Annotated in this window: 10 protein-coding genes; 9 read left to right on the top strand and 1 reads right to left on the bottom strand. The window is 69.6% G+C overall.

Going from position 1 to position 13698, the window contains the following annotated elements; genetic code table 11:
• Window positions 1-56 precede the first annotated feature (56 nt).
• From OO69_RS43860 to OO69_RS43845, 4 genes are all read left to right on the top strand, one after another.
• Window positions 57-1460 carry a class II fumarate hydratase gene (locus OO69_RS43860; protein WP_033286595.1) on the top strand — a complete coding sequence of 468 codons (1404 nt, stop codon included), beginning with the start codon at window positions 57-59 and terminating at the stop codon, window positions 1458-1460.
• A gap of 72 nt (window positions 1461-1532) precedes the next feature.
• On the top strand, window positions 1533-2225 hold the full coding sequence (locus OO69_RS43855) for a DUF402 domain-containing protein (protein WP_234444685.1): 693 nt from the start codon (window positions 1533-1535) through the stop codon (window positions 2223-2225).
• Window positions 2226-2514: 289 nt separating this feature from the next.
• Window positions 2515-4599: a SpoIIE family protein phosphatase gene (locus OO69_RS43850; protein ID WP_033286593.1), complete on the top strand. Its 2085-nt coding sequence runs from the start codon at window positions 2515-2517 to the stop codon at window positions 4597-4599.
• A gap of 97 nt (window positions 4600-4696) precedes the next feature.
• On the top strand, window positions 4697-6154 hold the full coding sequence (locus OO69_RS43845) for a catalase (protein ID WP_033286592.1): 1458 nt from the start codon (window positions 4697-4699) through the stop codon (window positions 6152-6154).
• Between the two features lie 77 nt (window positions 6155-6231).
• Here OO69_RS43845 and OO69_RS43840 read toward each other — a convergent pair whose 3' ends face one another.
• Entirely contained in the window at window positions 6232-8547 is a 2316-nt protein-coding gene (locus OO69_RS43840; protein ID WP_033286591.1) for a transglycosylase domain-containing protein, read from the bottom strand.
• 235 nt (window positions 8548-8782) lie between these two features.
• Here OO69_RS43840 and OO69_RS43835 point away from each other — a divergent pair, with 235 nt between their 5' ends.
• The 5 genes from OO69_RS43835 to OO69_RS43815 all read left to right on the top strand — a co-directional run bounded on the left by OO69_RS43835 (window position 8783) and on the right by OO69_RS43815 (window position 13674).
• Entirely contained in the window at window positions 8783-9709 is a 927-nt protein-coding gene (locus OO69_RS43835) for an SPFH domain-containing protein (protein WP_033286590.1), read from the top strand.
• Window positions 9706-9963, top strand: a complete 258-nt coding sequence (locus tag OO69_RS43830) for a hypothetical protein (protein WP_033286589.1) — start codon at window positions 9706-9708, stop codon at window positions 9961-9963. Before OO69_RS43835 ends, OO69_RS43830 begins: the two co-directional genes overlap by 4 nt.
• A gap of 158 nt (window positions 9964-10121) precedes the next feature.
• The gene (locus OO69_RS43825; RefSeq protein WP_033286588.1) at window positions 10122-10646 is read left to right on the top strand and encodes a PadR family transcriptional regulator; all 525 of its coding nucleotides are present in this window, start codon (window positions 10122-10124) and stop codon (window positions 10644-10646) included.
• Window positions 10643-11335: an ABC transporter ATP-binding protein gene (locus OO69_RS43820; RefSeq protein ID WP_033286587.1), complete on the top strand. Its 693-nt coding sequence runs from the start codon at window positions 10643-10645 to the stop codon at window positions 11333-11335. Before OO69_RS43825 ends, OO69_RS43820 begins: the two co-directional genes overlap by 4 nt.
• Entirely contained in the window at window positions 11332-13674 is a 2343-nt protein-coding gene (locus OO69_RS43815; RefSeq protein ID WP_033286586.1) for an ABC transporter permease, read from the top strand. The genes OO69_RS43820 and OO69_RS43815 overlap by 4 nt, the downstream gene beginning before the upstream one ends.
• Window positions 13675-13698: the final 24 nt, after the last annotated feature.

Genomic DNA, 13698 nt, shown 5'->3' with positions numbered 1-13698 from the left:
GAGGTGGGAACACGGGAGGTGTCCGCGATGCTGTCCCCCACAGGAGGTGATCGGCGATGGCCGACGGTCAGACAGTGGGTCCGTTCCGTATCGAGCACGATTCGATGGGGGAGGTGCGGGTCCCGGTCGACGCGAAGTGGCGGGCGCAGACCCAGCGGGCGGTGGAGAACTTCCCGATCTCGGGGCAGCCCATCGAGCGCGCCCACATCGAGGCGCTCGCCCGGATCAAGGGCGCCGCCGCGAAGGTGAACGCCGAACTGGGCGTACTCGACAAGGACATCGCGGAGGCGATCCAGGAGGCCGCCCGTGAGGTGGCCGCCGGGAAGTGGGACGAGCACTTCCCGATCGACGTGTTCCAGACCGGGTCCGGGACCTCGTCCAACATGAACACCAACGAGGTGATCGCCACCCTCGCGACCGAGCGGCTCGGCAAGGACGTCCACCCGAACGACCACGTCAACGCCTCGCAGTCGTCCAACGACGTCTTCCCGTCCTCCATCCACATCGCGGCCACCGGTGCCGTGATCCACGACCTCATCCCCGCGCTGGAGCATCTCGCGGGGGCACTGTCGCGCAAGTCCGTCGAGTTCGCCGATGTCGTCAAGTCCGGGCGGACCCACCTGATGGACGCGACGCCGGTGACGCTGGGGCAGGAGTTCGGCGGGTACGCGGCCCAAGTCCGGTACGGCGTCGAGCGGTTGGAGGCCTCGCTGCCCCGGCTCGCGGAGCTGCCGCTGGGCGGGACCGCCGTCGGGACCGGGATCAACACCCCGCCCGGGTTCTCCGCCGCCGTGATCGCCGAGGTGGCGCTGGTCACCGGGCTGCCGCTGACCGAGGCGCGGGACCACTTCGAGGCGCAGGGCGCGCGGGACGGGATCGTCGAGACCAGCGGGCAGCTGCGGACCATCGCCGTAGGCCTGACGAAGATCGCGAACGATCTGCGGTGGATGGCGTCCGGGCCGCGGACCGGGCTCTCGGAGATCTCGCTGCCCGATCTGCAGCCGGGGTCCTCGATCATGCCCGGCAAGGTCAACCCGGTCATTCCGGAGGCCGTGCTGATGGTCGCCGCGCAGGTCGTCGGCAATGACGCGACCGTCGCCACCGCCGGGGCAGCCGGCAACTTCGAGCTCAATGTGATGCTGCCGGTGATCGCCAAGAACGTCCTGGAGTCGATTCGGCTGCTCGCCAACGTCTCGCGGCTGCTCGCCGACCGGACCGTCGAGGGGATCGTCGCGCACCGGGAGCGTGCGCGCGAATACGCCGAGTCCTCGCCGTCCGTGGTCACTCCGCTCAACAAGTACATCGGGTACGAGGAGGCCGCCAAGGTGGCCAAGAAGGCACTGGCGGAACGGAAGACGATCCGCCAGGTCGTGCTGGAGAACGGCTATGTGGAGCGCGGTGACCTCACCGAGGCACAGCTCGACGAGGCCCTCGATGTCCTGCGGATGACGCGTCCGTAACCAATTGTCGCCCTGGCGTGAACCGTGACGCGCACCGCAGCGTCGTATGCCCCGGGCACCTAATATCTCTTCATGACAGACGGTGGAGCGGTACGAGCGGTGGAAGCGGGTACGTCTACGGCCTTCTGGGCGCCCGGGGATCAGATCCTGTGGCGCTACCGGGAGAACGCCGGACCGCGCTTCCACATCGCCCGCCCCGTCACCGTCGTCCGGGACGACGAGGAGCTGCTCGCCGTCTGGATGGCGCCCGGCACCGAGTGTGTGAGACCGGTGCTCGCGGACGGTACGTCGGTGCACGGGGAGCCGCTGGAGACCCGGTACACGAAGCCGCGTACGGTCCGCCGCGACCACTGGTTCGGCACGGGTGTGCTGAAGCTGGCGCGGCCCGGTGAGCCCTGGTCGGTGTGGCTTTTCTGGGAGCCCGGATGGCAGTTCAAGAACTGGTACGTGAACCTTGAGGAACCGCAGGTCCGTTGGGACGGCGGGGTCGACTCGGTGGATCACTTCCTGGACATCTCCGTGCACCCGGACCGCAGTTGGCGCTGGCTCGACGAGGACGAGTTCACGCAGGCCCAGCGGGACGGTCTGATGGATCCCCAACTGGCCGAGCGGGTAAGGGAAGCGGGCCGGTCCGCGGTGGAAGTGATCCGCGCGTGGGGGTCTCCGTTCGCGGACGGGTGGCAGCACTGGCGCCCGGATCCGTCCTGGGCTGTACCTTCACTTCCGGAGGACTGGGACCGCACCCCCGCGCACATGTCCACATGAGACCCTTGATGCGCCCCCGGTGCGCAACCGTAGGATCGTCCTCCGCAAGGGCACCGCACAACTCCCGGGGCATGTACCGGGACTGACCAGACGTCACCGAGGGGCGGCAGGACGTGAGCGAGGGGTATCAGGGCGACACCGGAGCGAGCCGCCGGTCCGCCGGTGGCACAGGAACAGCCTCTGACCACGCGGGAATTCCGTTCCTGGGGCACGTATTCCGGGTATCGGCATTTCGGCGGGACGATCCGCACGCGCGGCGTGCGGTCCCGGACGGACGGATTCGACACGAGTGACGGAGCACCCCACCTCCTTCGAGCGCCCGAGCGGCGCCGACCCCGCAGACCCCCGCGGGGCGCTCCTGCACACCTCGACGCCGTCCAGGCCGTCCGGTGGAGCCGGCTTACCGGCACAGGCACGCACCGGCGAGCCGCCGGGTACGAGCACGTCCCGCGCCAAGGGGAAGGACCCGGCAGGTACCCCTGTGAAGCCCGACACCGCAGGTGGCTCCGAGCACTCCCAGCCCTCGGCCGCCGAACCCGACACCCATCGCCCCCGCCCCTCGCCCGACGGCATCCCGGCCCAGCCGGGCGGCGCCGAGGTCTCCGACGCGGCCGCCAAGGAACGCCGTACGGGACAGGGGCTGCCGTCCGGCGGTCCCATGCCGATGCGGCGGGACGGGGACCGGCTGCGCTTCGTGGGCGCCGCGACCCGGCGGATCGCCCGCGGCATCGACCTCGACGAGATCGTCATGGGGCTGTGCCGGGCGACCGTACCGACGTTCTCGGACGCGATCCTGGTCTATCTCCGCGACCCGCTCCCGGTGGGCGACGAGCGGCCCACGGGTCCCGTCGTGCTGCGCCTGCGCCGTACCGACCGCATCCCGGAGGAGCGGGACACGGAGAACGGCTTCATGCCCGCGATACAGCCGGAGCAGCCCTCCGAACTGTCCGCGGTCACCGCCGAGTTGTGCGAGGTACGGCCCGGCGGCGCGCTGAACGAGGTGCTGCGGGGCGTCCGTCCCGTCTTCGCCGACTCGCCCGCCGCCCGCGCCGCACTGCCCGAACTCCTCGGTGAGGGCGGCGAGTTGATCGTCCCGGCCGGTCAGCGCGCGATCCTCGCGCCGCTGCGCGGCCGGCGCCGGGTGATCGGCGCCGCGCTCTTCCTGCGCCGCCCCGAGCGCATGGCGTTCGAGGCCGACGACCTCCTGGTCGCCGCCCAACTCGCCACGCACAGCGCGCTGGGCATCGACAAGGCGGTCCTCTACGGCCGTGAGGCGTACATCGCCGACGAGCTCCAGCGCACCATGCTCCCGGAGACCCTGCCCCGCCCCACCGGCGTGCGGCTGGCGTCCCGTTACCTCCCCGCCGCCGAGACGGCACGCGTCGGCGGCGACTGGTACGACGCGATCCCGCTGCCCGGCAGCCGGGTCGCCCTGGTCGTCGGCGACGTCATGGGCCACTCCATGACCTCGGCCGCGATCATGGGCCAACTCCGCACCACCGCCCAGACGTTGGCCGGTCTCGACCTGCCCCCGCAGGAGGTCCTGCACCACCTCGACGAACAGGCCCAGCGCCTGGGCACCGACCGCATGGCGACCTGCCTCTACGCGGTCTACGACCCGGTCTCGCACCGCATCACCATCGCCAACGCGGGACACCCGCCGCCGGTGCTGCTGCACCTGGGCGGCCGGGCCGAGGTCCTCCGCGTGCCGCCCGGCGCCCCGATCGGCGTCGGCGGGGTCGACTTCGAGGCCGTAGAGCTGGACGCGCCTGCTGGAGCGACGCTGCTCCTCTACACGGACGGGCTCGTCGAGTCGCGGCTTCGGGACGTCTGGACCGGGATAGAGCAGCTGCGCGAGAAGCTCGCCGCGGTCGCGCAGCTCACCGGACCCGATCATCCGCCGCCCCTTGAGGCCCTGTGCGACGAGGTGCTCGACATGCTCGGCCCGGGCGACCGGGACGACGACATCGCGCTGCTCGCCGCCCGCTTCGACGGGATCGCGCCGAGCGACGTGGCGTACTGGTTCCTCGACCCGGAGGACTCGGCCCCCGGCCAGGCCCGCCGGCTGGCCCGCCGCGCGCTGGCCCGCTGGGGCATGGAGGACATGAGCGACTCGGTGGAGCTGCTGGTCAGCGAGGTCGTGACCAACGCCGTGCGCTATGCGTCACGGCCGGTCACGCTCCGGCTGCTGCGGACCGACGTGCTGCGCTGCGAGGTCGGCGACGACGTGCCCCAGCTGCCCCGGCTGCGGCAGGCGCGGGCCACGGACGAGGGCGGACGCGGGCTGTATCTGGTCAACAGACTGGCCCGTCGGTGGGGAGCCACGCGGCTCAGCACCGGGAAGGTGGTCTGGTTCGAACTGAACCGGAATTAGACCTCGTCCAAAAGTTGCCGACATACCGGCGTCGGAGTTGACTGCTGGGGTACGCGAAGCGAAAGCGACCTACTTTCTTCCGAACAGGAGGACGCTCGTGACGCAGGCACCCCAGCACACTCCGTACACGACGAACAACGTCGGCATTCCGGTGGAGAGCGACGAACACTCGCTCACCGTCGGACCCGACGGCCCGATTCTGCTCCAGGACCACTACCTCATCGAGAAGATGGCCCAGTTCAACCGGGAGCGGGTCCCCGAGCGGGTGGTGCACGCCAAGGGATCCGGTGCGTACGGCTTCTTCGAAGTGACCAACGACGTCAGTCAGTTCACCCGGGCCGACCTCTTCCAGCCGGGCAAGCGCACCGAGATGCTGGCGCGGTTCTCCACCGTCGCCGGTGAGCAGGGCTCGCCCGACACCTGGCGCGACCCGCGCGGCTTCGCGCTCAAGTTCTACACAGAGCACGGCAATTACGACATGGTGGGCAACAACACCCCGGTCTTCTTCGTCCGGGACACCATCAAGTTCCAGGACTTCATCCGCTCGCAGAAGCGCCACCCGGCGACCGGGCTGCGCAGCAACGACATGCAGTGGGACTTCTGGACCCTCTCCCCCGAGTCGGCGCACCAGGTGACCTGGCTGATGGGCGACCGGGGCATCCCGAAGACGTACCGCCACATGAACGGCTACAGCTCCCACACCTACATGTGGATCAACGGCGCCGGTGAGCGGTTCTGGGTGAAGTACCACTTCAAGACCGACCAGGGCATCGAGTACCTCACGCAGGCCGAGGCCGACGAACTCGCCGGGTCCGACGGCGACAAGCACCGCCGTGATCTTCACGAGTCGATCGAGTCCGGGAACGCGCCGAGCTGGAGCCTCAAGGTCCAGATCATGCCGTTCGAGGACGCCGCGGACTACCGCTTCAACCCCTTCGACCTGACGAAGGTCTGGCCGCACGGGGACTACCCGCTGATCGACGTCGGCCGCATGACCCTGAACCGGAACCCGGACGACTACTTCGTCCACATCGAGCAGGCCGCCTTCGAGCCCTCGAACCTGGTGCCGGGCATCGGCCCCTCGCCGGACAAGATGCTGCTGGGCCGGCTGTTCTCGTACCCGGACACCCACCGGTACCGGATCGGCCCCAACTACACCCAGCTGCCGCCGAACCGCCCACACTCCCCGGTCAACTCGTACGCCAAGGACGGTCCGATGCGGTACGAGGCGTCCAACGCGGCGCGGCCGTACGCCCCGAACTCCTACGGCGGCCCGGCCGCCGACTACGGGCAGTTCGGCGAACCGGCGAGCTGGCAGACCGCCGGTGAACTGGTCCGCGAGGCAACGAAGTTGCACGCCGAGGACGACGACTGGGGCCAGGCGGGCACGATGGTCCGCGAGGTCCTCGACGACGCGGCCCGCGACCGGCTCGTGGCGAACGTCAGCGGCCACCTGAAGGCCGACGTCTCCCGCTCGGTCCTCGACCGCGCCCTGCAGTACTGGCACAACATCGACAAGGAACTCGGCGACCGGATCGCGGCGAACTTCGCCTAGCGGTACGGGAGTTCACCCAGCGGCACACGAGAGGGCGCCCGGCGAAGTGCCGGGCGCCCTCTCTCCGTGCGACCCGACTACTGGTTGAGCTGGTCGAACGGGTTGTCCGTGTTGCCGTCGGTCGGTGTCACCGGCGGACTGATCGTCGGCGTCGGGGTGGGTGTCGGGGTCGGCGTCGGAGTCGGGGTCGGCGTCGGTGACTCCGTCGTCGGGGTCGGCGACGGCGACTTGGTCGTCGGGGTCGGGGACGGCGTCGCCGACTGGGTCGGGGTCGCCGTCGGCGTGAAGTCCGGCTCGACGGCCGCGCCCTGGTCGGTGTCCAGGTCGAACTTGCCGTTCGCCTTGGTCACTCCGAACATGTACGTCGCCCAGATCTGCGCCGGGTAGCCACCACCGTTGATACGGCCGCCGCCCGCGGTGATCAGGCCGGTCGCACCGGTCAGCGGCACCTGGTTGTGCGTCGTGGCGTCCTCGCCGAACAGGCCCACCGAGGTGACCAGGTCGGGTGTGTAGCCGGTGAACCAGGCCGACAGGTTGTTGTCGGAGGTACCCGTCTTGCCCGCGACCTGCTGCCCGTCGCGCTTGCTGTTCTCGGCCACCGACACCTTCGCCGTACCGTCGTCGACCACACCGGTCAGCACCGAGGACACCGTGTCCGCGGCCTCGCGCGGGATGACCTGGGCGCCGATCGGGTTCGGCATGGTGACCGTGCGCGTGTTGTGCGCGACCGACTTGATGATCGCCGGGGTGACCTTCTTGCCGTGGTTGTCGAAGGTGGCGTAGACGCCGGCCATCTCCATCGGACTCGCGCCCATGGTGCCGAGGGTCTGCGCCGGTACGGCCTTCAAGTCGTCGGTGTTCATGCCCAGTTCGCCCGCGGTCTTCATGACCTTGTCCATGCCGACGTCGACACCGAGCTGCGCGAAGACCGAGTTGATCGACTTGTTCATGGCCGTCTGGACGGTGACCTTGCCGTAGCTCTGGTCGTCCTCGTTCTCCGGCGCGAACCCGATGTCGCTGCCCACGACCGGGCGCTTGCTGGTGCCGTCGTAGAGCGTGTCGGTCGTGATCGTCTTGCCGGACTGCGTCTTGGCCTGGTCGGCCAGGGCCGCGGCCAGGATCACCGGCTTGAAGGTGGAGGCGGGCTGGTAGTCGGTGCGGGTCGCGTTGTTCCTGAAGTGCTTCAGATAGTCCACACCGCCGTACATCGCCACGACCGCGCCCGTCTTCGGGTTCACGGACGCCGCGCCGGGCTGGACGTTGCCGTCGACCTTGCGCTTCTTGGCGTCGAGCTTGCCGGTCAGCTGCGACTTGACCGACTTCTCCAGCTGGGCCTGCTTCTTCTTGTCGATGTTGAGCGTGATCGTCCAGCCGCCCGCGTCGACCAGCGCCTCGGCCTCCTTGGTGTCGGAGGCCTGCCCCGAGGAGATCAGCTGCTTCTCCAGGGCCGCGTTGGCGGCGGTCACCATGTAGCCGGTCTGGCCCGCCATGCCGGCCTCGGGCTTGGGCGCCTTGGGGATCGGGAACGTCATGGCCTCGCGCTTGGTGGAGCTCAGCCAGCCCTGCCCGACCATGTTGTCCAGGACGTAGTTCCAGCGCGCCTGCACCAGCTTCTTGCCGGTGTCGGTCGCGATCGCCCAGTCGTACTGGTTCGGCGCCTGCAGCAGCGCGGCGAGATAGGCGCCCTGCCGCACGTTCAGGTCCTTGGCGTCGACCCGGTAGTAGGCCTGGGCGGCGGCCTGGATGCCGTAGGCGCCGCGGCCGTAGTAACTGGTGTTGATGTACCCGGCGAGGATGTAGTCCTTGGACTTCTCGCGGTCCAGCTTCAGCGAGATGACCATTTCCTTCAGCTTGCGCGTGACGGTCTGGTCCTGCGTCAGGTAGTAGTTCTTCACGTACTGCTGGGTGATCGTCGAACCGCCCTGCGCGCCCTTGCCGGAGACCGTGTTGAGCAGGCCGCGGGCGGTGCCCTTGAGGTCGACGCCGGCGTCGCTGTAGAACGTCTTGTTCTCGGCGGCGACGAACGTCTCCTGGACGGCCTTGGGGACCTGCGAGAGGTCGACGTTCTCGCGGTTCACATCGCCCTTGCGGGTCAGGATCGAGCCGTCGCTGTACTTGTAGACGTTGCTCTGCAGCTTCGCGTCGGCGTTGCCCGCGGGGATGCTGATCATCATGTAGAGCACGATGAACGCGCCGATGCCGAGCAGGCAGAAGCCGAGGAACGTGCCGAGGATCTTCTTCCAGGTGAAGAGCCTGCGTATGAAGCTCTTGCCGCCCTTGGCGTCCTTGCCGCCCGTGGCACCCGCGCCATCCGCCCCCGACGAGCGGCGGGTCTTGGGCGCCGCGCGGTGGCCACCGCGTTGGCGCGCTCGTCTCTCTTCCGCTCGTCCCATGAGTCCGTTTCGCTCCGCTTCGCTCTCTTGTGCTCTGGTGTCACACAGGTTCGCCCGTCAAGTCAGCTCAGAAAGCTAACACCAGGAGTTGTGACAAAGGGCTGTCGATCCGGTCCATTACGGACGTGACAATCAGCACCCGTCCTTATGGAACCGACGTACGAGAGGGGTTGAGGGTTGCCGTACCCGGGTAAAGTGATATCACTTTGATTCAACCAAGCTACGGGGGAACACCATGACCACCGAAGTACCCGCGGACGTACCCGACATGCCTGCCCCGCGCGTGCGGGAGTTCGCCGCGCACAGCATCGGCGGCGCGCTCGCGCTCGCCCTCGGCCTGACCGGGCTGCTCGTCTCCGCCGGACTGCTGGTCGGAGCCGGTGCGGTCGACTCGGGCGGCGCCAAGGCCGCGCTGATCATCGGCGGCGTCCTCGTCCTGCTCGCCGCGTTCATCGCGATGCGCGGGCTGAACACGGTCGCGCCGGGCGAGGCGCGGGTCGTGCAGCTCTTCGGGCGGTACCGGGGGACGATCCGGCAGGACGGGCTGCGCTGGGTGAACCCGTTCACCTCGCGCACGAAGATCTCGACCCGGGTCCGCAACCACGAGACCGCGGTCCTCAAGGTCAACGACGCCTACGGCAACCCGATCGAGCTGGCAGCGGTCATGGTGTGGAAGGTCCGCGACACCGCGCAGGCCACCTTCGAGGTGGACGACTACAGCGACTTCGTCGCCATCCAGACCGAGGCGGCGGTACGGCACATCGCCATCGAGTACCCCTACGACTCCCACGACGAGGGCGGACTCTCGCTGCGCGGCAACGCCGAGGAGATCACCGAGAAGCTCGTCCTCGAACTGAGCGCCCGCGTCGAGGCGGCCGGCGTCCAGATCATCGAGTCCCGCTTCACGCATCTCGCGTACGCGCCCGAGATCGCCTCGGCGATGCTCCAGCGGCAGCAGGCCGGTGCGGTCGTGGCGGCCCGGCGGCAGATCGTCGACGGCGCGGTCGGCATGGTCGAGGCCGCGCTGGCCCGGATCACCGAGCAGGACATCGTGGAGCTGGACAACGAACGGAAGGCGGCCATGGTCTCCAACCTCCTGGTGGTGCTCTGCGGGGACCGGGCACCGCAGCCCGTGCTGAACACGGGCACCCTGTACCAGTGACCGAACCTTCCGAGGCCTCCGAGCCGAAGCGCCGGCCGCAGCAGCGCAAGCAGGTGCTGCTGCGGCTGGACCCGGCCGTGTACGAGGCGATCGCGCGCTGGGCCGGGGACGAACTGCGGTCCGCGAACGCGCAGATCGAGTTCCTGTTGCGGCGGGCGCTGGCGGAGGCGGGCCGGTTGCCCGGTGAAGCTGGACCGCTGCCTCGTCGTGGCCGGCCTCCTGGGGGCTCCGCCCCCAGACCCCCGTCGGCCTGAAGGGCCTCGTCCTCAAACGCCGGACAGGCTGAATCATGCCCACCGGCATGTGGCAGAACCGTGACAATCGGCTCCCACCTGCGCCTCCGTACCCCCCGCCATGATCTACACACCGTGCGTATACACACCGCGTATACCCCGTGTGTAGAGTGCTCCGCATGTCCATCGGTCACACCCTTCTGGGGCTCCTGGAGTCCGGCCCGCGCCACGGTTACGACCTGAAGCGGGCCTTCGACGAGAAGTTCGGTCACGACCGGCCGCTGCACTACGGCCAGGTCTACTCGACGATGTCCCGCCTGCTGAAGAACGGTCTCGTCGAGGTCGACGGCATCGAGGCCGGCGGCGGTCCCGAGCGCAAGCGGTACGCGATCACCGACGCCGGGATCACCGACGTACAGAAGTGGCTCGCGACGCCGGAGAAGCCCGAGCCGTATCTGCAGTCGGCCCTCTACACCAAGGTCGTCCTCGCGCTGCTGACGCACCGGAACGCGGCGGAGATCCTCGACGTGCAGCGTTCCGAGCATCTGCGCAGCATGCGCATCCTGACCGACCGCAAGCGCAAGGGCGATCTCGCGGACCAGCTGATCTGCGACCACGCCCTCTTCCATCTGGAGGCCGACCTGCGGTGGCTGGAGCTCACCGCCGCGCGCCTCGACAAACTCGCCGAGGTGGTGGCCAAGTGACGACACATCCCGCCGGTTCCCTGCTCGCGGCCCAGGAGCTGCGCAAGGCCTACGGGCCGACGACCGCGCTGGACGGCGCGGAGTTCTCTATCCACCCCGGCGAGGTCGTCGCGGTGATGGGGCCCTCCGGGTCGGGGAAGTCCACGCTGCTGCACTGTCTCGCCGGGATCGTGCCGCCCGACTCGGGCTCGATCACGTACAACGGGCAGGAGATGGCGACGATGAGCGACGCCCAGCGCAGCGCGCTGCGCCGCTCGGAGTTCGGGTTCGTGTTCCAGTTCGGGCAGTTGGTGCCGGAGCTGACCTGCGTCGAGAACGTCGCGCTGCCGCTGCGGCTGAACGGCACGCACCGCAAGGAGGCCGAGCGGACCGCGCTCGGCTGGATGCAGCGGCTCGAGGTCGACGACCTCGCGAAGAAGCGGCCCGGCGAGGTCTCCGGCGGTCAGGGGCAGCGCGTCGCCGTGGCCCGCTCGCTGGTCACCAGCCCGCGGGTGCTGTTCGCCGACGAGCCGACCGGCGCCCTCGACTCGCTCAACGGCGAGCGCGTGATGGAGCTGCTGACCGAGGCGGCCCGGTCCACGAACGCGGCCGTCGTGCTGGTCACGCACGAGGCGCGGGTGGCCGCGTACTCGGACCGCGAGATCGTCGTACGGGACGGCAAGTCCAGGGACATGGAGCGCATCGTATGAACGTGCGTCAGTGGTCGGCCGACTTGGCCATGGGGGTGCGGTTCGCCTTCGGCGGCGGGCGTGAGGGCTGGGTGCGGGCCGTCCTGACGGCCGTCGGCGTCGGGCTCGGGGTGGCGCTGCTGCTGCTCACCACCGCGCTGCCGAACGCGCTGTCCGAGCGCGACGCGCGCGGCAACGCCCGGATGGACTTCACGTACAGCGGGAAGCAGTTGGCGAAGGCGGACAACACGCTCATCGTCGCCGACACGCACACCACGTTCCGCACCAAGGATGTGCGGGGCCGGCTGCTGGAGCCCGAGGGTGCCAAGGCGCCGCTGCCGCCCGGGGTCGCGAAGTTCCCCGCGGTGGGCGACATGGTCGTCTCCCCCGCGCTGGAGAAGCTGCTGAAGTCGGACTCCGGAAAGCTGCTGCGCGAGCGGCTGCCCTACCGGATCACCGGCACCATCGCGGACCAGGGACTCATCGGGCCCGCCGAACTCGCCTACTACGCGGGCGGGAAGGGACTGGAAGGGCGTCAGTCCGGCGGCACCGTCGAGCGCATCGACTACTTCGGGCCCTCCCCGGGCAACACGCCGGACAAGCTGGACCCGGTGCTGCTCCTGCTGATCCTGATCGTGTTCATCGTGCTGCTGCTGCCGGTCGCCGTGTTCATCGCGGCCGCCGTGCGCTTCGGCGGCGAACGCCGGGACCGACGGCTCGCGGCGCTGCGGCTGGTCGGCGCCGACGGGCGGATGGCGCGCCGGATCGCGGGCGGCGAGGCGCTCGCGGGGGCGCTCCTCGGGCTCGTCTTCGGCACCGGATTCTTCCTGGCCGGGCGGCAGTTGGCGTCCCTGATCGACGTGCGGGACATCAGCCTGTACCCCAGCGACCTCAACCCGTCGCCCGCGCTCGCCCTGCTCGTCGCCGTCGCCGTACCGGCCGCGGCCGTGCTGGTGACACTGCTCGCGCTGCGCGGGGTCGTCATCGAGCCGCTCGGTGTGGTCCGCAAGGCGAAGCCGCCGCGCCGCCGGCTGTGGTGGCGGCTGCTGCTGCCGCTGGCCGGTCTCGCGATGCTCTACCCGATGACCGGCAAGGGCGACTCCAACGGCAACTTCAACCAGTGGCTGGTGATCGGCGGCACGGTCCTGCTGCTCGTCGGCGTCACCGCGCTGCTGCCCTGGGTCGTCGAGGCCACCGTGGCGCGGCTGAACTCCGGCTCGGTGTCCTGGCAACTCGCCGTCCGCAGGCTCCAGTTGAGCAGTGGTACGGCCGCCCGGATGGTCAACGGCATCGCGGTCGCGGTGGCCGGGGCGATCGCCCTGCAGATGTTGTTCTCCGGCGTCCAGGGCAACTACACCAAGCCGACCGGCAACGACCTGCGCCGGGCCCAGATGGAGGTCTCCATCGACAGCGGCACCTCGCTGGCCGAGGCCGACCACAAGCTCGCGGGGACCAAGGGCGTGCGCGCCACGTCGGCCATCTCGCAGACCACGATCGGCGAGCGGGCGAAGAACCCGGACGACGTGGCGGAAGTGGCCGTCGGCAGCTGCGCCCAGCTGAGTGAGGTGGCCCACCTGACGGCCTGCCGCAACGGTGACGTCTTCCGGATCACCGGCGGCCCCGACCCCGGGGCCACCACCAAGACGGAGCAGCTGGCCAGGGCCGGCCGAACGGTGTACTTCGACCCGTCGTACGACGAGATGCCGAGCGCACCGGCCACCTGGAAGATGCCGGCCGGAGTGAAGACGGCGACCCACCGCGAGGACCCGAGCGGCTACGCGCGTGACGGACTGCTGATCACCTCGGGCGCGCTGCCCGCGAGCGCGGTGAAGGGCCTGGAACAGAAGGTGTTCGTCTCGCTCGACCAGTCGGTGCCGGACGCGAGCGACCACGCGCGGAACACCGTCGCGGGGATGGACCCGCTGGCGGACGTGTTCGTCATGTCGGCCAACGACGAGTCGCCGCAGTTCCGTTCGATCCGCACCGGGCTGTTCATCGGTGCCGGCTGTGTGCTGCTCCTGATCGGTGCGAGTCTGCTGGTCTCGCAGCTGGAGCAGTTGCGCGAGCGCAGGAAGCTGCTGTCGGCGCTGGTCGCCTTCGGCACCCGGCGGCGCACGCTGAGCCTGTCGGTGCTGTGGCAGACGGCGATCCCGATCGGCCTCGGCCTGGTGCTGGCCACGGTGGTGGGGCTGACCCTGGGCGCGGTGCTGCTGAAGATGAGCGCCACGGCGATCCGGATCGACTGGTCCAGTGTGCTGGCCATGACCGGCATCGGCGCGGGGGTGGTCCTGGCGGTGACCCTGCTGAGCCTGCCGCCGCTGCTGCGGATGATGCGGCCGGACGGCCTGCGCACGGAGTAGTACTCCATCCGCGGCCGCCCGCCC

Source organism: Streptomyces sp. NRRL F-525 (assembly GCF_000716605.1).
GTDB lineage: Bacteria > Actinomycetota > Actinomycetes > Streptomycetales > Streptomycetaceae > Streptomyces.
Note: the sequence above shows the minus strand (reverse complement) of the source record. Positions and strands in the feature narration are given on the sequence as shown.

Coding starts and splice junctions, on each gene's coding strand:
- OO69_RS43840 (WP_033286591.1), bottom strand. CDS start 8,547: ATGGGACGAGCGGAAGAGAGACGAGCGCGCCAACGCGGTGGCCACCGC.
- OO69_RS43855 (WP_234444685.1), top strand. CDS start 1,533: ATGACAGACGGTGGAGCGGTACGAGCGGTGGAAGCGGGTACGTCTACG.
- OO69_RS43825 (WP_033286588.1), top strand. CDS start 10,122: ATGTCCATCGGTCACACCCTTCTGGGGCTCCTGGAGTCCGGCCCGCGC.
- OO69_RS43835 (WP_033286590.1), top strand. CDS start 8,783: ATGACCACCGAAGTACCCGCGGACGTACCCGACATGCCTGCCCCGCGC.
- OO69_RS43860 (WP_033286595.1), top strand. CDS start 57: ATGGCCGACGGTCAGACAGTGGGTCCGTTCCGTATCGAGCACGATTCG.
- OO69_RS43815 (WP_033286586.1), top strand. CDS start 11,332: ATGAACGTGCGTCAGTGGTCGGCCGACTTGGCCATGGGGGTGCGGTTC.